Raw genomic sequence first — 17,383 nt, 5'->3', positions numbered from 1 at the left:
TCATGAATCTGAAAAAACACCTTTTTGCCGGGTTGACCGTCAGCGTCCTGCTCCCAGCCCAGGCCGCCGGCCCGTTGCCGGTCGTCGTCGCCGAAAGCGAGGCTTTCGAGATCGTCGGCCGGCTCGACGAAAATTCACTGCTTTTGCACGTCGACCGTGCACCGACCAACGCACCGGTGCTCAACGCGACGCTGGCGGTCGAGGCCGGCGGCAAGGAAGTCGCTGCCGTCTTCGATGCCGCCGCCGGTGCCTACCGCATCGCCGACCCCGCCTGGCTGCAGCCGCTGCGCGCCGACGGCGAGCACGGCCTGGCGTTCACGCTGCTGGTCGGCGACGAAGCCGACTTGCTGGCCGGCGATCTGGTCGTCGAAAACCACGATCACGGCGCCGAGCCGGCACCCTGGCGACTGTCGCCGCTGGCCGGCGGCGCCTTGCTCGGCGGCCTCGGCCTGCTGGCGGCCGGCTTCGGCTGGCGCCGGCTGGCGCAGCGCCGGGGAGGTGCGGCATGAAGCGCGAACTTCTGATCGCTTGTCTGGCCGCCACCTGCGCGCTGCCGCTGGCGGCGCACGAAGGCCACGACCATGGCGACGAAAAGGCGGCCCTGCCCAATCTCGGCAACACGCCGCAGCGCCTGGCCGACGGCGTCGTCTTCCTGCCCAAGGCGGCGCAGCGCCAGCTCGGCGTGCTGACGGTGCCGGTCGCCGCTGCCGCCGAGGCGCGGGCGATCGAACTGCCCGGCCAGGTGGTGGTCGATCCGCAGCGCGGCGGCCGCGTCCAGGCGATGCTCGCCGGGCGCATCGAGGCCGGACCGAAGGGCTTGCCGGCGGTCGGCAGCCGGGTGCGCAAGGGCGAGGTGCTGGCCTGGGTGGTGCCCGCCGCCGGCCAGCTCGAGCGCGCCGATCTCGCCGCGCAGCTGGCCGAGACGCAGGCGGCGCGGCAACTGGCGGAAAAACGCCTGGCCCGCCTGCGCGAACTCGCCGACACCGTGCCGGGCAAGGACATCGAGGCCGCCGAGAGCGAACTGGCCAGCCTCAAGGGGCGGGTCGCCGCGCTCGGCCACGGGGTCAGCGGCCGCGATGCGCTGGTCGCTCCGGTCGCCGGTGTCGTCGCCGCGGCCAACGCGGTGGTCGGGCAGGTGGTCGATGCGCGCGAGGTGGTGTTCGAGATCGTCGATCCCGACGGCCTGCAGATCGAGGCGCTGGCCTACGAGGCGCTGGCGCCCGGCGAGGTGCTGGCGGCGACGGTTGGCGTCGGCGAGCGCAGCGTCGAGCTCGCTTTCCTCGGCGCCGCCCGCCGCCTGCGCGAGCAGGCGCTGCCGCTGCAGTTCGGCCAGCGCGGTGACGGCCTCGGCCTGCTGCTGCCGCTCGGCCAGCCGGTGAAAATCCAGGTCAAACTGAAGTCGACCGTCAACGGCTGGCCGGTGCCGCAACGCGCGCTGGTACGCAGCGCCGCCAATGTCGCCATGGTCTGGGTCAAGACCGCGCCCGAACGGTTCACGCCGAAACCGGTGCGCAGCCAGCCGCTCGATGGCGGTCGCGTGCTCGTCACCGACGGCCTGGCCGACGGCGACCGCGTCGTCGTCGACGGCGCGACGCTGATCAACCAGATCCGTTGAGCGAGGCCGCATCATGTTCCAGTGGTTATTGAACAACAGCCTGGCCAGCCGCCTGCCGGTCCTGGTCGCGGCCGTGCTGCTGATGGCCTACGGCGCCTTCGAGGCGCAGCGGCTGCCGGTCGACGTCTTTCCCGACCTGAACAAGCCGACCGTGACGCTGATGACCGAATCCGGCGGCATGGCCGCCGAGGAAGTCGAGCAACTGGTCAGCTTCCCGCTCGAGACGGCGCTCAACGGGCTGCCCGGCGTTGCCGGCGTGCGCTCGGTGTCGAGTCCGGGCCTGTCCTTCGTCTATGTCTCCTTCGACTGGGGCGTCGATCTCTACCGTGCCCGGCAGATGGTCGCCGAGCGCCTGACCGCGCTGCAGGGCACGCTGCCGCCCGGCGTCGTGCCGGGCATGGGGCCGGTATCGTCGATCATGGGCGAGGTGATGATGCTGGCGATCCCGCTCGATCCTGCCCGCGGCGATGCCATGGCCGCCCGCGAGTTCGCCGACTGGGTGCTGCGGCCGCGCCTGATGGCGGTCGCCGGCGTCGCCCAGGTCATCCCGATCGGCGGCGAGGTGCGCCAGTTTCAGGTGCAGCCCGATACCCGCCGCATGGCCGAACTCGGGATCACGCTGGAGATGCTCGAAGGCGCGCTGAGCGGCTATTCGGCGAATACCTCGGGCGGTTTCCTCGAGGTGAACGGGCGCGAATACCTGATCCGCCACATCGGCCGCAGCGCCAGCCTGGAAAACCTGCAAAACCTGGCGTTGACCGCCAGAAGCGGCCAGGCCGTGCTGCTTCGTCAGGTCGCCGCGGTGACCTTCGCCGCTGCCACCAAGCGCGGCGACGCCGGCTTCAACGGCGCGCCGGCGGTGATCCTGAGCATCCAGAAGCAGCCGACCGCCGACACCGTCGACCTGACCCGCCGCCTGGAAAGCGCGCTGGCCGAAATGAGCCGGAGCCTGCCGGCCGGCGTGCTGGCGCCGCAAGTCGTCTTCCGCCAGGGCGATTTCATCGAGTCGTCGATCGCCAACCTGCAGGCCAAGCTGCTGCTTGCCGCCTGCCTGGTCGCCGCGGTGCTGTTCTTCTTCCTCGGCAACCTGCGCACGATGCTGATCTCGCTGACGGCGATCCCGCTGTCGATCCTGATCGCGGTGCTGGTCTTCAAGTGGCTCGGCCTGTCGATCAACACGATGACGCTGGGCGGCCTGGCGATCGCCATCGGCGAGCTGGTCGACGATGCCGTCGTCGACGTCGAGAACATCCTGCGCCGGCTGCGCAACGCGGCGGCGCGCGGCGCGCCGTTCAACCTGACCGAACTGGTCGTCGCCGCCTCGCTGGAAGTGCGTTCGGCGATCGTCTACGCGACGCTGATCATCGCCCTGGTCTTCGTCCCGCTGTTCGCGCTGCCGGGCATCGAGGGACGGCTGTTCGTGCCGCTCGGGATCGCCTACATCGTCTCCATCCTGGCCTCCTTGCTGGTCTCGGTGACGGTGACGCCGGTGCTCTCGTGGTACCTGCTGCCGAAGCTGGCGGCCGGCCGCCACGGCGACACGCGCCTGGTCGAATGGCTGAAGCGCCATTACCGGCGGGCGCTGGAAGCGGTGCTGCGGGCGCCGCGCCGGCCGGTGGCATTGGCCGTCGCGGCGGTCGTGCTGGCCGCTGCCGCCGTGCCTTTCTTCCCGACCACCTTCCTGCCGCCGTTCAACGAGGGTTCGATGACGGTGATGCTGCGCCTCAACCCCGGCGTCACGCTGGCCGAATCGGTGCGCATCGCCAGCCAGGCCGAACGCCTGCTGCTGTCGGTACCCGAGGTCGAGCACATCGGCCGCCGTTCCGGCCGTGCCGAGCTCGACGAGCACGCCGAGGGCGTCCATGTCTCGGAGCTCGAACTGCGGCTGAAGCCGGGCGGGCGCAGCAAGGACGAACTGCACGCCGACATCCGCCAGCGCCTGAAGGACCTGCCGGGCAGCCTCAACCTCGGCCAGCCGATCTCGCACCGGATCGACCACATGCTGTCGGGCGTGCGCGCCCAGGTGGCGATCAAGGTCTTCGGCGACGACCTCGACACGCTGCGAGCCCAGGCTGCGCTGCTGCAGCAGCGCCTGCAGCGGATCGACGGGGTTGCCGACCTGGAAATCGAGAAGCAGGTGCTGGCGCCGCAGATCAAGGTCCATGTCGATTTCGACGCGGCGGCGCGCTACGGGCTGTCGTCCGGGCAGCTGCTGCGCAACCTGCAGATCCTGGTCGATGGCGAGAAGGTCACCCAGATCGTCGACGGCAACCGCCGCTTCGACCTGCTCGTCCGCCTGCCGGAAAGCGCGCGCGGCATCGACGGCCTGCGCGGCCTGCTCGTCGAGACGCCGGCCGGGCCTGTGCCGCTGGCCCAGCTGGCGCGCATCGAGGATGGCGACGGACCGAACCAGGTGATCCGCGACGACGGCCGGCGGCGCATCGTCATCTCGCTCAACGCGCAGGGGCGGGCCTTGTCCGACGTCGTCACCGACATCCGCGCGGCGATCGCCGAACAGCCGCTGCCGGAAGGCTACTTCATCACCCTCGGCGGCCAGTTCCAGGCGCAGGAAGAGGCGGCACGGCTGATCGCGGTGCTCGCCGTCGGCTCGGCGATCCTGATCTTCATGGTCCTCTACGGCCGCTACCGTTCGGCGCTGCTCGCCGCGCTGATCATGGCCAACGTGCCGCTGGCGCTGGTCGGCGCCGTCTTCGGCCTGTGGCTGTCCGGGCAGCCGCTGTCGATCGCGGCGCTGATCGGTTTCATCACGCTGGCCGGCATCTCGACCCGCAACGGCATCCTCAAGGTCAGCCACTGGCTGAACCTGATGCGTTTCGAGGGCGAGCAGTTCGACACCGCGATGATCGTCCGCGGTTCGCTCGAACGCCTGACGCCGGTGCTGATGACCGCGCTGGTTGCCGCCTTCGCGCTGGCGCCGCTGCTCTTCGAGGCCGAACAGCCGGGCACCGAGATCCTGCATCCGGTTGCCGTGGTGATCTTTTCCGGCCTGGTCGGCGCGACGCTGCTCGACACCTTCATCACCCCCGCGCTGTTCTGGCTGTTCGGTCGCAAGGCGGCCGAGCGCCTGCAGCGCGAGAATTTCAACGAAGCCCTCTGATTTTTCATTTGCCAGGAGAAAACCCATGAACAAGCTGATTTCCGTTTTTTGCCTTTCCACCGCGTTGACCGTCAACGTCGCCATCGCCCATGAATCCCACGGCCAGCCGATGCACGGCGGCATCGTCGCCGAAGCCGGTCACGCCCAGTTCGAGATCGTCGGCAAGGACGGCGGGCTGACCGTCCATGTCAGCAACCACGGCGCGCCGGTCGCCACCGCCGGTGCCAGCGGCAAGCTGACGGTGCTTTCCGGCGGCGCCAAGCGCGAGATCGAACTGAAGCCGGCCGGCAACGATCTGCTGCAAGGGCAGGGGACGCTCGCCGCCGGCGACAAGCTGCTGCTCAATGTCGTCTGGCCGGGCCAGAAGCCGCTGCAGGCGCGCGCGGTCGTCAAGTAAGGAGACGCTGATGGCCAACATCGAACGCCGCCGGCTGCTGCTGGCTTCGCTCGCGCTCGGCCTGCCCGGGCTGGCGCTGGCGGCGCCGGCCAAGGTCCTGGTCGAGGTCTGGAAGAGTCCGTACTGCGGTTGCTGCAAGGACTGGATCGCCCATCTCGAAGGCGCCGGCTTTGCCGTCCGCGCCTACGAGGTCGGCGACCTCGACGGCGCCCGGCGCAAGCTGGGCATGCCCGAGCGCTACGCCTCCTGCCATACCGCCAAGGTCGGTGCCTACCTGCTCGAAGGCCATGTCCCAGCCAACGACATCCGCCGCCTGCTGGCTACCAGGCCGAGCGCCATCGGCCTCGCCGTGCCCGGCATGCCGGTCGGCTCGCCGGGCATGGACGGACCGGCCTACAACGGTCGCCGCGACCCTTACGACGTCCTGCTGGTCCAGCGCGACGCGACGGCGGCGGTGTTCGCCAGCTATCGCTAGGGCAATCTGGGGAAGGCCGGGGGCTGCGGGTATAATCGCCGCCTTTCCCAATTTTCCTGCCCAACCGTGAGCCAGCTCGACCAAGAAATTTCCCGTCGCCGTACCTTCGCGATCATTTCCCACCCTGACGCGGGCAAGACCACCCTGACCGAAAAGCTGCTGTGGTTCGGCGGCGCCATCCAGGTGGCCGGCGAAGTGCGGGCCCGCAAGGCCTCGCGCCATGCAACCTCGGACTGGATGGAGCTGGAAAAGCAGCGCGGCATCTCGGTGACCTCGTCGGTGATGCAGTTCCCCTACCGCGAGTGCATGGTCAACCTGCTCGACACGCCGGGCCACGAGGACTTCTCGGAAGATACCTACCGCACGCTGACCGCCGTCGACTCGGCAACCATGGTGATCGACTCGGTCAACGGCGTCGAGGCACAGACGATCAAGCTGTTGAACGTCTGCCGCATGCGCGACACGCCGATCCTGACCTTCATCAACAAGCTCGACCGCGAAGGCAAGGAACCGATCGACCTGCTCGACGAAATCGAGTCGGTGCTCGGCATCCAGTGCGCGCCGATGACCTGGCCGATCGGCATGGGCAAGCGTTTCCGCGGCGTCTACCACCTTTACGACGACGCCATCGCCTTCTTCGACCCGCAGGCCGAGAAGGGCACGGCCGAGATCATCCAGGGGCTGGACAACCCGCGCCTCGACGAACTGATCGGCTCGCAGGCCGACGAACTGCGCATGGACATCGAACTGGTGCGCGGTGCCTCGCATACCTTCGACGCCGAGGCCTACCTGGCCGGCAAGCAGTCGCCGGTGTTCTTCGGCTCGGCGGTGAACAACTTCGGCGTGCAGAGCCTGCTCGATGCCGTCGTCGACCTGTCGCCGGCGCCGATTGCCCGGCCGGCGGTGACGCGCAAGGTCGAGCCGAACGAGCCGAAGTTCTCGGGCTTCGTGTTCAAGATCCAGGCCAACATGGACCCCAAGCACCGCGACCGGATCGCCTTCCTGCGCGTCTGCTCGGGCCGTTTCGACCGGGGCATGAAGGTCAAGCAGGTGGCCACCGGCAAGACGCTGTCGATCAACAACGCCATCACCTTCATGGCGCGTGACCGCTCGACCACCGACGAAGCCTGGCCGGGCGACATCATCGGCATTCCCAATCACGGCTCGATCCGCCTCGGCGAAACCTTCACCGAGGGCGAGGACCTGCGCTTCACCGGCATCCCGTCTTTCGCGCCCGAACATTTCCGCCTGGCGCGCATTGCAAATCCGTTGAAGATCAAGCAATTGCAGAAAGGTCTTCAACAACTTGCTGAAGAAGGGGCGACGCAGCTTTTCCGCCCCTTGTCGGGCACCGACCTGATCCTCGGGGCGGTCGGCACGCTGCAGTTCGACGTCGTCGCCAGCCGTCTGGAGAACGAATACGGCGTTCAGGTCATCTTCGAAAGCTACAACTGTTCGACGGCGCGCTGGATCCACGGCGACGCCGGCGAGCTCAAGCAGCTGTCCGAGCGCTATAGCGCCAACGTCGCCCTCGACGGGGCCGACGACCCGGTCTACCTGGCGCCGAACAATGTCTACCTGAACATGGTCAAGGAAAAATATCCCAACCTGCGCTTCCTCGAAGCGCGCGAGGTGATCTGACGATGACGGTACGTGTCCAGCAGGAGGATTTCGACGTCGGCGCCGAGTTGGCCGCGCTGCGCGCCGGCGACGCCCGGGTCGGCGCCCTGGCCAGCTTCCTCGGCCTGGTCCGCGATCTCAACGATGGCGCCAGCGTCTCGGAGATGACGCTGGAGCACTATCCGGGCATGACCGAGAAGGCGCTCGAGGAAATCGTCGCGGAAGCCCGGGGGCGCTGGGACATCTACGACGCGCTGGTGATCCACCGTGTCGGGCCGCTCAGGCCCTGCGACCAGATCGTCCTGGTCGCGGTGACCAGTGCCCATCGCGGCGAGGCGTTTGCCGCCTGCGAGTTCATCATGGACTACCTGAAGACGCGGGCGCCGTTCTGGAAGAAGGAAGCGACAGCCGACGGCGGGCGCTGGGTCGATGCCCGCGACACTGACGACAGCGCCGCGGCGCGCTGGCAGAAATGAAACAGGGGCGCCGCGGCGCCCCTGTCTGTTTCCAGTAAGGATCGAGTTCAGGTGCGGAAGCGGGCGACGGCCTCGTGCAGTTCGCCCGACAGCGTGTGCAGGCGGCGTGCGGCGTCGGCCGTATGGCGCACGGCAATGGCGCTTTCCTCGGACATCTGGGCGATCGTTTCCAGTTTCTGCGCGATGTCGTTGCTGGCCTGGCTCTGTTCGCTGATCGAGTCGGAGATGCCGTTGACGACGAAGGTGACGCGCTGTGCCCCGTCGCGGATGCGTTCGATCGAGTCGCCGGCCTGATTGGCCAGTTCGACCCCCTTGCTGACCTTGGCGACGCCCGACTGCATGCTGCCGACGGCGCTCCTGGTGCCGTTCTGGATCTTGGTGACCATTTCGGCAATCTCGGTGGTCGACAGGCTGGTGCGTTCGGCCAGCTTGCGCACCTCGTCGGCGACGACGGCGAAGCCACGCCCCTGTTCGCCGGCACGGGCGGCCTCGATGGCGGCGTTGAGGGCGAGCAGGTTGGTCTGGTCGGCGATCTCGCGGATGGTATTGACGATCGAGGTGATCTGGTCGGACTGGCGGCCGAGATCCTCGACGATTTCCGACGAGGCCTGGACGGCTTCCGAAATCTTGCGCATCTCGCTGGCGGCAGTGTGGATGACGCCGGCGCCTTCTTCGGAGATGACCGCCGACTGCTGCGAAATACCATGCGCCTCACCGGCGTTTTCCTTGACCTGGTCGATGCTGACCGCCATTTCCTCGACCGAGGCGGCCATCGACGAGGCAGCGTCGCTCTGCTGGCGGGCACGGTCGGCGACTTCCTCGGAAGCGTTGAGCAACTGGTCGGCGGCGCTGGCGACGTGTTCGGCGTTGCTGACGATGGTCGAGATCATCGTCCGCAGCGTGTCCTGCATCGCCCGGATATCGGCCAGCAGGTTCTCGCCCGGCGGGCAGTCGACCGGCGAGGACAGGTCGCCGGCGGCGATGCGGCGGGTGATCGCAGAGGCAGCCGCGGGATCGCCGCCGAGCGTGCGGATGATGCTGCGCGAGACGAGCAGCAGGGAGACGGCGATGAAGCCGCCGATACCCAGGCCCCACAGCAGCAGCTTGATCGCGTCGCGGCGGAACTGGGCGTCGACGTCGTCGATGTAGATGCCGGTACCGATCACCCAGCCCCAGGGCTTGAAACCCATGACGTAGGAAATCTTCGGCACGCCTTCGTCGGCACCCGGCTTCGGCCACAGGTAATCGACGAAACCGGCGCCCTTGTTCTTGACCACGCTGTTGAACTCGAGGAACAGCAGCTTGCCGTTCTTGTCCTTGAGCTGGTCGAGCTTCTTGCCTTCGAGATCCTTGCGGATCGGGTGCATGACCATCAGGTCGTTGAGATCGTTGATCCAGAAATACTCGACGTTGTCGTAACGCATGTCGCGGATCGCGTCGGCGGCGAGCTGCTTGGCCTGGTCCTCGCTGATCTTGCCGGCCTTGGCCTGGGCTTCGAAGTGCGCCACCGTCAGCTGCGCGACTTCGACCAGGTTGCGGACCTTGTTCTGGCGGTCTTCCATCATCCGTTGCTTGCCGTCGACGAGCAGTACGGCAAACAGGATGATCAGCGCACCGATGGTGGCGAGCGTCATGGCGGTCAGTTTTCCGCGCAGGGTCATGGTCGATCCGGACATGGTTCTCCTCTCGTTTTTGTGTCTTTGTTCAAGCCGGGGGCAAGCTTACCCGCAAAACTCCGCAACGCAATAGGGGGTTTTCACAAGAATTACCTTGTTCTGGCTTGAAATCGGGGGGGATGTCCGCATCTGGCTTGCATCGGAACCTTCCCGCCGGGAGAAATCATGCGACTCGACAAACTCACCACCAAGTTCCAGCAGGCCCTGGGTGACGCCCAGAGCCTGGCCAATGGCAACGACCAGCAATTCATCGAAGCGCAGCACCTGCTGCTGGCGCTGCTCGGCCAGGACGATGGCGGCACCGCCTCGCTGCTGGCGCGTGCCGGCGTCAATGTGCCGGCCCTGAAGCGCGACATCGAAGGCGCGCTGACCCGCCTGCCCAAGGTCGAAGGCCACGGCGGCGACGTGCAGGTCGGCCGCGATCTGGGCAACCTGCTCAACCTCACTGACAAGGAAGCGCAGAAGCGCGGCGACCAGTTCATCGCCAGCGAGATGTTCCTGCTCGTCCTTTGCGACGACAAGGGCGAGACCGGCCGCATTGCGAAACAGCACGGCTTGCAGCGGAAGGCGCTGGAAGCGGCGATCATGGCCGTACGCGGCGGCCAGAATGTCGATTCGCAGGAGGCCGAAGGCCAGCGCGAGTCGTTGAAGAAATTCTGCATCGACCTGACCGAGCGCGCGGCCATGGGCAAGCTCGACCCGGTGATCGGCCGCGACGACGAAATCCGCCGTGCCATCCAGATCCTGCAACGCCGCACCAAGAACAACCCGGTGCTGATCGGCGAGCCGGGCGTCGGCAAGACCGCCATCGTCGAAGGCCTGGCGCAGCGCATCGTCAATGGCGAGGTGCCGGAAACCCTGAAGGGCAAGAAGGTGCTGGTCCTCGACATGGCCGGCCTGCTCGCCGGCGCCAAGTACCGCGGTGAATTCGAGGAGCGCCTGAAGGCGGTGTTGAAGGAAGTGGCGCAGGACGAAGGCCGCATCATCCTGTTCATCGACGAAATCCATACCATGGTCGGTGCCGGCAAGGCCGAGGGCGCCATCGACGCCGGCAACATGCTCAAGCCCGCCCTGGCGCGCGGCGAACTGCACTGCATCGGCGCGACGACGCTCGACGAATACCGCAAGTACATCGAGAAGGACGCCGCGCTCGAACGCCGCTTCCAGAAGGTGCTGGTCGATGAGCCTTCCGTCGAATCGACCATCGCCATCCTGCGCGGACTGCAGGAGAAGTACGAGCTGCACCACGGCGTGGACATCACCGACCCGGCCATCGTTGCCGCCGCCGAGTTGAGCCATCGCTACATCACCGACCGCTTCCTGCCGGACAAGGCCATCGACCTGATCGACGAGGCCGCCGCCCGCATCAAGATGGAAATCGACTCCAAGCCGGAAGTGATGGACAAGCTCGACCGCCGCATCATCCAGTTGAAGATCGAACGCGAGGCGGTCAAGCGCGAGAAGGACGAGGCCTCGAAAAAGCGCCTGACGCTGATCGAGGCGGAAATCGGCACGCTGACCAAGGAATACTCTGATCTGGAAGAAGTGTGGAAGGCCGAGAAGTCGGCCGTCCTCGGTTCCGCCCAGATCAAGGAGGAAATCGACCATCTGAAGGCCGAAATCGCCCGCCTGCAGCGCGAAGGCAAGCTGGAGAAGGTCGCCGAGCTGCAATACGGCAAGCTGCCGCAACTGGAAGCGCAGTTGAAGAAGGCCGAAGCCGAGGGCGACGGCGCCCAGCAGAAGAACAAGTTGCTGCGCACCCAGGTCGGCGCCGAGGAAATCGCCGAGGTGGTCAGCCGCGCCACCGGCATCCCGGTAAGCAAGATGATGCAGGGCGAGCGCGACAAACTGCTGAAGATGGAAGAGCGCCTGCACAACCGCGTCGTCGGCCAGGACGAGGCCGTGCGCCTGGTCGCCGACGCCATCCGCCGTTCGCGCGCCGGCCTCGCCGACCCGAACAAGCCCTACGGCTCCTTCCTCTTCCTCGGCCCGACCGGTGTCGGCAAGACGGAGCTGTGCAAGGCGCTGGCCGAGTTCATGTTCGATAGCGAGGAACACCTGATCCGCATCGACATGAGCGAGTTCATGGAGAAGCACTCGGTTGCCCGCCTGATCGGCGCGCCGCCGGGCTACGTCGGCTACGAGGAAGGCGGCTACCTGACCGAGGCGGTGCGTCGCAAGCCGTACAGCGTGATCCTGCTCGACGAGGTGGAAAAGGCGCATCCGGACGTCTTCAACGTCCTCCTGCAAGTCCTTGACGATGGCCGCATGACCGACGGCCAGGGTCGCACGGTCGACTTCAAGAATACGGTGATTGTCATGACGTCGAACCTCGGCAGTCAGATGATCCAGCAGATGCAGGGCGACGAGTACCAGCTGATCAAGCTGGCGGTGATGGGCGAGGTGAAGACCTATTTCCGGCCGGAGTTCATCAACCGCATCGACGAGGTGGTGGTCTTCCACGCCCTCGACGAGAAGAACATCGCCGGCATCGCCAGGATCCAGCTTGGCTACCTGGAAAAGCGGCTGGCGCAGCTGGAAATGGGCATCGTTGTCGAGGATTCGGCACTGGCGGAAATCGCCCAGGCCGGCTTCGATCCGGTGTTCGGGGCGCGGCCGCTCAAGCGCGCGATCCAGCAGCAGATCGAGAATCCGCTGGCCAAGGCCATCCTCGAAGGCAGGTTCGCCGCCAAGGATGTCATCCGCGTCAGTTGCGAGGGAGGCATCCTGCGCTTTGCCAAGGGCTGATGCGCCGGCGGTCGATCAAAGGGCGGGCCGTCTCGGCCCGCCCTCGTCGTCAGCAGTTGCCCTTCTTGGCCTGGCCCGGCGGGCAGAAACCGGGGCCCTGGTGCGGCACGCCCTGCGGCCGGCCGGTATAGTATTTCTCGCCGCGCGGGCCGTGGTGCTTCTTCCAGTAACCGGGCTCGCGCCATTCATAGCCGTCCCAGTAATAGCCGCGGTCGTTGCGGCTGCCGAAGGTGACGGTGACGCCGCCGGTCTGGACGCGGACCGAACCGATATCGACACGCAGGTCGCTGGCGCCGGAAAACAGCGGCGAGGCTGCGAGCAAGGCGATGCAAAGGAATTTTTTCATGGTTTTTCTCTCTCTTTCTCGGCAAGGGGCCGTGTTCCGATTAACGGACAAGCGGCGGAAAACGGTTACGAAAGGATTGTAAGCAAATGAAAGCGACCCTGGAGGAATGGCGGCAGGCCCGCCACGCCGAACTCGCCGGTGCCGACAGCTGGCTTGGCCTGGTCGGCCTGTTCTGGCTGGAGGCGGTGGTGAGCAAGGTCGGCAGCGGCGACGACTGCAGTGTCCGTCTGCCGTCCGGACCGCAGCATCTCGGCGACTTGGTCCAGCGCGACGGCAGCGTCTTCTGGCAGCCGGCCGGCGGCGAGGCGAGGGCGCTGGCGACCGACCGCGACGGCCAGCCGTCCACGGTCGACCACGAAAATCTGTCGTTTTTCATCGTCGACCGTGACGGCCGTTTCGCCGCCCGCGTGCGCGACCGGGCCTGGGCGACGCGCCAGCCGTTCGCCGGCATCGAGCATTTTCCCGAAGACCCGGCCTGGGTCGTCGACGCCGAGTGGTTGCCGCTGTTGCCGCCGGTGACCATGGAAGTGCCCAACGTCACCGGCGAGCTGAAGCCGGTGACGGTCGCCTTCAAGGCGGCGTTCACGGTCGACGGGCAAAAAGTCGAACTTTTGCCGATGGCGGTCGGCGAGCGCGAGGTCTTCTTCGTCTTCCGCGACCGCACGAGCGGCCGCGAGACCTACGGTGCCGGCCGTTTCCTGAAGGCGAAACCGGCGGTCGACGGCAGCATCCGCCTCGATTTCAACCGCGCCTTCAACCCGCCCTGCGCGTTCACGCCTTTCGCCACCTGCCCGTTGCCGCCACCGGAAAACTGGTTGCCCTTTGCCGTGCCGGCCGGCGAGAAGCGGTGGCATGGCGGGCATTAGTCATTGCCAGTATAAAACGCAATATGCTAATATAAGCACCTAATTATATTTGTGCGGAGTTTTCCATGCTGCGTTTCGACATTGCCCCGGTTTGCGCCAATGCCTACCGCCTGCAGGCGACGATGAGCTTCGTCATCGCCGCCATCTACCTGTTCACGCCGTATAAGTGGGTTTCGCTGCTGCTGGCTTTCGGCGGTCTGCTGCGCGGCTTCGTGTCGCCGCACAAGTGCCTGTCGTACAAGCTGTTCGCCGGCCTGACCGGGAAGTTCGGGCTGGCCAAGTTGCAGAACGCCGGCTCCAAGATGTTCGCCGACAAGATCGCCGGCATCGCCGGTACGGCGATGTTCGTGACCTGGGTGCTCGATTCCGGCGTCGGCATGATTCCGGCCTGGGCCATCCTGGTCTTCGCCTTCATCGACCTGAGCACCGGCTTCTGTGCCGCTTGCTGGGCCTATCTCGCCTGGTACAAGTTGCGCGCTGCCTGAGCGGGGTGGCGGCAGCACCAGGGGCGCGACCGTTGTCGCGCCCTTTTTGTTTCAGCCGAGATGGTTGGCGACGGCCCAGACTGCGGCTTCGACGCGCGAGCGGAACTTGAGCTTCTTGAGCAGGTTGCGGATGTGCACCTTGACGGTGCTTTCCATGATGTCGAGTTCGCGGGCGATCAGCTTGTTCGACATGCCGGCGGCCAGGCATTTGAGGATCGCCGTCTCGCGCTCGGTGAGGTTGGCCTGGCTGCGCTGCTCGACGACGCTTTCCTCGCGCAGCGCGGTCGCCAGCAGGCTGGTCAGTTCCGGGCTGATGGCGTTGCGGCCGTGCATGGCGCTGTCGATCAGCTTGAGGATGTCGTCGGGATCGTTGTCCTTCAGGATGTAGCCGTCGGAGCCGGCGCGGATCGCGGCGATCAGGTCCTCGGGCGCATCGGAAACGGTGATCAGGATGATGCGCGCGTCGATCTCGAGGTCGCGCATCGTGCGCAGGGTCTCGAGGCCGTTCATCCCCTTCATGTTGAGATCGAGCAGGATCAGGTCGGGCTCGAGGTTTTTCGCCAGTTCGATGCCTTCCTGGCCGCTGGCGGCTTCGCCGACGATCTCGAAGCCGGCGGCGAGGCCGAGCAGCTGGCTGACGCCGCGGCGGAACAGCGGATGGTCGTCGATGATCAGGACACGGGTCTTGTCGGGCATGGTCGTTTTCTCAGGTTTCGCTCTGCCGGTATTTCTGCGGCAGGAAGTTCAGGGTGATCGTGGTGCCGGCGCCCGGCGTGCTGCTGACGCCGAGTTCGCCTTCGAGGATGTGGGCACGGTCGCGCATGATCGTGGTGCCGAAATGGTTGGCCGGCGTCGCCGCCGGGTCGAAGCCGCGGCCGTCGTCGGCGACGCGGATGCAGACATGGTGCGAGGCGGCGACCTCGATGTGCACGCTGGCGCGACCGGCCTGGGCATGGCGCTCGATATTCGACAGGGCCTCGCGGATGATCCGGATGACATGCATTTCCTCGTTGCCGGAAAGAACGATGCCGGACAGCGTGTTGTGCAGCTCGATCGGGAAGCCGAGCTTGGCCGAAAACTCGGCGATGGTTTCCTGGAGGGCGACGCCGAAGCCGCGCTCGTCGATGCGCAGGCGGAAGGTGGTGATCAGTTCGCGCAGCTCGCGGTAGGCGGAACTGAGCCCGTCCTTGAGCTCGACGGCGATGGTCCGCGCGTCGCAGCCCTGGTCGATGCACTTTTCCAGGCGGGTGACCTGGATGCGCAGGTAGCTGAGCGACTGGGCGATCGAGTCGTGCAGTTCGCGGGCAATCACCGAGCGCTCCTCGAGCACCGCCAGGCGGTGCTTCTCCTCGGTCCGGCGCATGTTGATCAGGGCATTCGAGACATGGTGGCCGACCGTTTCGATCAGCCGTGCCTTGTCCAGCGGCAGCGGTTCGCGCGAGCGCAGCACGATCGGCAGCGTGCCGTGCAGTCCGCCGGCCTCGCCGATCGGCACGACCACGACGTTGCTCGCCGTCGACTGCTCGGTCAGGGTTTCGCTGGCGCGCGCGAAGCACTGGCCGCAATCCTGACGGCCGCACCACTTGCCGATCTCTTCCTGGGTCAGGTCGCCGACCACCGGATGCGCCGGCAGGTGGCCGTTGTCGCTGACGCAGATCATGCTGTGGCCGAGGTCGAGCGCATCCTCGACCTCGCGCAGGATGGCCTGCAGCTGGTCGAGCGTCAGGTCGCTGGCCGACAGCTTCTGGCTGACCCGGTAGAGCAGTTCGAGCGACTGGTTGGTACGCGTCAGCGCCTCGGTCTTTTCCTCGACCTTCTCCTCGAGGTGGGCGTACATGTTGGCGATCTCGGCGACCATCGTGTTGAAGGCGCGCCCGAGCTGACCGAGTTCGTCGCCGCCGACGTGGCGGACGCGCACGGTGAACGAGCCGCGCGACACGGTTTTCGCCGCCTTGAGCAGTTGCGCCAGCGGCTCGACCAGCTGCCGCTTGAGCATCCAGCTGGTGACCAGGCTGACGATGACGATCAGCGCCAGCAGCGCGAACTGCGTTGCGCGCAACCAGCGCACCTTGTGCTCGAGGTCTTCCTCGATCAACAGGACGGCGCGGTCGATCTGCTCGACGAAGGCCGGAATGTCCTGGGCCATCTGGATCAGGGCGTCCGGGTTGCCGTCGGCGGCGGCGCGGGCGAGCGGGCGAATGTGCTCGGTCCAGCGCCGGGTGACGACGTTGATCGCCTGGCGCGACGGGGCGTCGCTGCTGGCCTTGCTCTGGATGTGGCGGTCGAGGCCGTTCAGGCGGCGCTCGAACTGCTCGATCGTGGTCAGTGCCAGGCTGCGCTTTTCCGGCTGCTGGACTTCGCTCAGGCTGCGGAAACTCATCATCCGCAGCGAGCCGGAAACGTTGATCGCGCTGGCCTGGCCGCTGATGTTCTCGGCGATCACCGTCGAGGTGACGATGGAGGCGAAGGAGAGCAGGGCGAGGATGCCCATTGCCAGGCCGAGGCGGACCAGGACCGATTCGTGCAGCGCCTGGGTGATCGAGAGGAGAAAGCGCTTCATCGCGTGTATTGGGGATTACCCCTTTTGAACAGCGGGGTATTCGCGGCGCGCTGGCGGCTGGCTGGCTGGTTTTTCATGGGCTTGATTCTAAGGGAAAAAGCCGTTTTCCCGTTGCGGGAAATCCTACCCATTAAGGCGTAGATCGCGACCGTTTCGACGCATTTTGGCCCCTGTCGGCGTGTGGTTTCGCCGCGTAGGATGCATCACAGATCAATTTCGCGAGTCAGTAACGTGAGTCTTTCCCGTCGTGCCTTCTTCGGTGCCGCCCGTGCGGAACCGGCCTTCCGCCCCCCCTGGGCGCTGGCGGAAGCTGCCTTCCAGGAAGCCTGCACGCGTTGTGGCGAATGTCTTGCGGTGTGTCCGACCGGCTTGCTGGTCAAGGGCGGCGGTGGTTATCCGGAAGCCGTTTTCGGCGCCGGTCAGGCCCCTGAAGGCTGCACCTTCTGCGGCGAATGCCGCCGGGTGTGCCGGCCGCAGGCCCTGCGCGAGGTTGCCGGGCAGGCCCCGTGGGTCTTGCAGGCGGTGTTCTCGGCGGCCTGCCTGGCCGAGCGCAGCGTCGTCTGCCGGACCTGCGGCGAAAGCTGCGAAACCCGTGCCATCCATTTCCCCCCGGCGCTCGGCGGCGTCTCGCGGCCGCGGCTCGATGCCGCCGCCTGCACCGGCTGCGGCGCCTGCCTTGCCGATTGCCCGACGCAGGCGATCCGTATCGCTGCGCCGAATTCCCCATCCCTAGCCCTTCGAGGTGCCGCATGAAAATCGTCAGTCTCGTCCTGAAATACCTGCCCGAGCACACCCGGGACGTCCAGCTGGGCGTCGAGGCCGTGCCCGGCGCCTCCGTCGCGCACGATCAGGGCGACGGACGCATGCTTGTCCTGATCGAAGACGGCGAGGGCTATGCCGTTTCCGATTCCATCATTCGGGTCCATCACGTGCCGCATGTGATGTCGGTGACCCTGGCTTACGAATACTGCGACGACGCGCTTGAACCCGAGGAGGCTTGA

16 protein-coding genes are annotated in these 17,383 nt (G+C 66.5%); 12 read left to right on the top strand and 4 right to left on the bottom strand.

What is annotated here, in order from left to right:
* Positions 1-2 precede the first annotated feature (2 nt).
* The 7 genes from DFR40_RS04300 (at position 3) to moaE (ending at position 7,701) form a co-directional block, all read left to right on the top strand.
* Positions 3-509 carry a hypothetical protein gene (locus tag DFR40_RS04300; protein WP_121457236.1) on the top strand — a complete coding sequence of 169 codons (507 nt, stop codon included), beginning with the start codon at positions 3-5 and terminating at the stop codon, positions 507-509.
* Positions 506-1,615, top strand: coding sequence for an efflux RND transporter periplasmic adaptor subunit (locus DFR40_RS04295; protein WP_121457235.1), 1,110 nt, complete (start codon positions 506-508; stop codon positions 1,613-1,615). The genes DFR40_RS04300 and DFR40_RS04295 overlap by 4 nt, the downstream gene beginning before the upstream one ends.
* Positions 1,616-1,628: 13 nt before the next feature.
* Positions 1,629-4,733: an efflux RND transporter permease subunit gene (locus tag DFR40_RS04290; RefSeq protein ID WP_121457234.1), complete on the top strand. Its 3,105-nt coding sequence runs from the start codon at positions 1,629-1,631 to the stop codon at positions 4,731-4,733.
* Between the two features lie 25 nt (positions 4,734-4,758).
* Positions 4,759-5,130 carry a hypothetical protein gene (locus DFR40_RS17335; RefSeq protein ID WP_121457233.1) on the top strand — a complete coding sequence of 124 codons (372 nt, stop codon included), beginning with the start codon at positions 4,759-4,761 and terminating at the stop codon, positions 5,128-5,130.
* 10 nt (positions 5,131-5,140) lie between these two features.
* Positions 5,141-5,605: a DUF411 domain-containing protein gene (locus DFR40_RS04280; RefSeq protein WP_121457232.1), complete on the top strand. Its 465-nt coding sequence runs from the start codon at positions 5,141-5,143 to the stop codon at positions 5,603-5,605.
* A 66-nt stretch (positions 5,606-5,671) separates the two neighbouring features.
* Positions 5,672-7,246, top strand: a complete 1,575-nt coding sequence (locus DFR40_RS04275) for a peptide chain release factor 3 (RefSeq protein WP_121457231.1) — start codon at positions 5,672-5,674, stop codon at positions 7,244-7,246.
* Positions 7,247-7,248: 2 nt separating this feature from the next.
* Complete coding sequence (moaE, locus tag DFR40_RS04270; RefSeq protein ID WP_121457230.1) at positions 7,249-7,701, top strand: molybdopterin synthase catalytic subunit MoaE; 453 nt, start codon at positions 7,249-7,251, stop codon at positions 7,699-7,701.
* Positions 7,702-7,748: 47 nt separating this feature from the next.
* Here moaE and DFR40_RS04265 read toward each other — a convergent pair whose 3' ends face one another.
* The gene (locus DFR40_RS04265; RefSeq protein ID WP_121457229.1) at positions 7,749-9,377 is read right to left on the bottom strand and encodes a methyl-accepting chemotaxis protein; all 1,629 of its coding nucleotides are present in this window, start codon (positions 9,375-9,377) and stop codon (positions 7,749-7,751) included.
* A gap of 165 nt (positions 9,378-9,542) precedes the next feature.
* Here DFR40_RS04265 and clpB point away from each other — a divergent pair, with 165 nt between their 5' ends.
* Entirely contained in the window at positions 9,543-12,125 is a 2,583-nt protein-coding gene (clpB, locus tag DFR40_RS04260) for an ATP-dependent chaperone ClpB (RefSeq protein WP_121457228.1), read from the top strand.
* A gap of 49 nt (positions 12,126-12,174) precedes the next feature.
* Here the strand turns inward: clpB and DFR40_RS04255 are convergent, their stop codons facing one another.
* Positions 12,175-12,471 (bottom strand): DUF2502 domain-containing protein, encoded by a 297-nt coding sequence (locus DFR40_RS04255; protein ID WP_121457227.1) that lies wholly within the window; start codon positions 12,469-12,471, stop codon positions 12,175-12,177.
* Between the two features lie 86 nt (positions 12,472-12,557).
* On the opposite strand from DFR40_RS04255, the gene DFR40_RS04250 reads away from it, so the two are divergent.
* The gene (locus tag DFR40_RS04250; protein ID WP_121457226.1) at positions 12,558-13,337 is read left to right on the top strand and encodes a DUF1684 domain-containing protein; all 780 of its coding nucleotides are present in this window, start codon (positions 12,558-12,560) and stop codon (positions 13,335-13,337) included.
* 65 nt (positions 13,338-13,402) lie between these two features.
* Positions 13,403-13,822 (top strand): DUF4395 family protein, encoded by a 420-nt coding sequence (locus DFR40_RS04245; protein WP_121457225.1) that lies wholly within the window; start codon positions 13,403-13,405, stop codon positions 13,820-13,822.
* Between the two features lie 51 nt (positions 13,823-13,873).
* Here DFR40_RS04245 and narL read toward each other — a convergent pair whose 3' ends face one another.
* Both narL and DFR40_RS04235 read right to left on the bottom strand, forming a co-directional pair.
* On the bottom strand, positions 13,874-14,518 hold the full coding sequence (narL, locus tag DFR40_RS04240; protein WP_121457224.1) for a two-component system response regulator NarL: 645 nt from the start codon (positions 14,516-14,518) through the stop codon (positions 13,874-13,876).
* A 10-nt stretch (positions 14,519-14,528) separates the two neighbouring features.
* Complete coding sequence (locus tag DFR40_RS04235) at positions 14,529-16,382, bottom strand: HAMP domain-containing protein (RefSeq protein WP_121457223.1); 1,854 nt, start codon at positions 16,380-16,382, stop codon at positions 14,529-14,531.
* 231 nt (positions 16,383-16,613) lie between these two features.
* Here DFR40_RS04235 and napF point away from each other — a divergent pair, with 231 nt between their 5' ends.
* Positions 16,614-17,135, top strand: a complete 522-nt coding sequence (gene napF / locus DFR40_RS04230) for a ferredoxin-type protein NapF (protein WP_245985596.1) — start codon at positions 16,614-16,616, stop codon at positions 17,133-17,135.
* On the top strand, positions 17,132-17,383 hold the full coding sequence (locus DFR40_RS04225) for a chaperone NapD (protein WP_121457221.1): 252 nt from the start codon (positions 17,132-17,134) through the stop codon (positions 17,381-17,383). Before napF ends, DFR40_RS04225 begins: the two co-directional genes overlap by 4 nt.

The sequence above is a fragment of the Azonexus fungiphilus genome (assembly GCF_003634965.1).
GTDB classification, from domain to species: Bacteria; Pseudomonadota; Gammaproteobacteria; order Burkholderiales; family Rhodocyclaceae; genus Azonexus; species Azonexus fungiphilus.
This window is presented reverse-complemented; position numbering and strand designations above follow the sequence as displayed.

Excerpts from the sequence above, each read along its gene's own strand:
- DFR40_RS04295 (WP_121457235.1), top strand. The coding sequence starts at position 506 with ATGAAGCGCGAACTTCTGATCGCTTGTCTGGCCGCCACCTGCGCGCTG.
- clpB (WP_121457228.1), top strand. The coding sequence starts at position 9,543 with ATGCGACTCGACAAACTCACCACCAAGTTCCAGCAGGCCCTGGGTGAC.
- DFR40_RS04225 (WP_121457221.1), top strand. The coding sequence starts at position 17,132 with ATGAAAATCGTCAGTCTCGTCCTGAAATACCTGCCCGAGCACACCCGG.
- narL (WP_121457224.1), bottom strand. The coding sequence starts at position 14,518 with ATGCCCGACAAGACCCGTGTCCTGATCATCGACGACCATCCGCTGTTC.
- DFR40_RS04245 (WP_121457225.1), top strand. The coding sequence starts at position 13,403 with ATGCTGCGTTTCGACATTGCCCCGGTTTGCGCCAATGCCTACCGCCTG.
- moaE (WP_121457230.1), top strand. The coding sequence starts at position 7,249 with ATGACGGTACGTGTCCAGCAGGAGGATTTCGACGTCGGCGCCGAGTTG.
- DFR40_RS04280 (WP_121457232.1), top strand. The coding sequence starts at position 5,141 with ATGGCCAACATCGAACGCCGCCGGCTGCTGCTGGCTTCGCTCGCGCTC.
- DFR40_RS04300 (WP_121457236.1), top strand. The coding sequence starts at position 3 with ATGAATCTGAAAAAACACCTTTTTGCCGGGTTGACCGTCAGCGTCCTG.
- DFR40_RS04255 (WP_121457227.1), bottom strand. The coding sequence starts at position 12,471 with ATGAAAAAATTCCTTTGCATCGCCTTGCTCGCAGCCTCGCCGCTGTTT.
- DFR40_RS17335 (WP_121457233.1), top strand. The coding sequence starts at position 4,759 with ATGAACAAGCTGATTTCCGTTTTTTGCCTTTCCACCGCGTTGACCGTC.
- DFR40_RS04235 (WP_121457223.1), bottom strand. The coding sequence starts at position 16,382 with ATGAAGCGCTTTCTCCTCTCGATCACCCAGGCGCTGCACGAATCGGTC.
- DFR40_RS04265 (WP_121457229.1), bottom strand. The coding sequence starts at position 9,377 with ATGTCCGGATCGACCATGACCCTGCGCGGAAAACTGACCGCCATGACG.
- DFR40_RS04250 (WP_121457226.1), top strand. The coding sequence starts at position 12,558 with ATGAAAGCGACCCTGGAGGAATGGCGGCAGGCCCGCCACGCCGAACTC.
- DFR40_RS04290 (WP_121457234.1), top strand. The coding sequence starts at position 1,629 with ATGTTCCAGTGGTTATTGAACAACAGCCTGGCCAGCCGCCTGCCGGTC.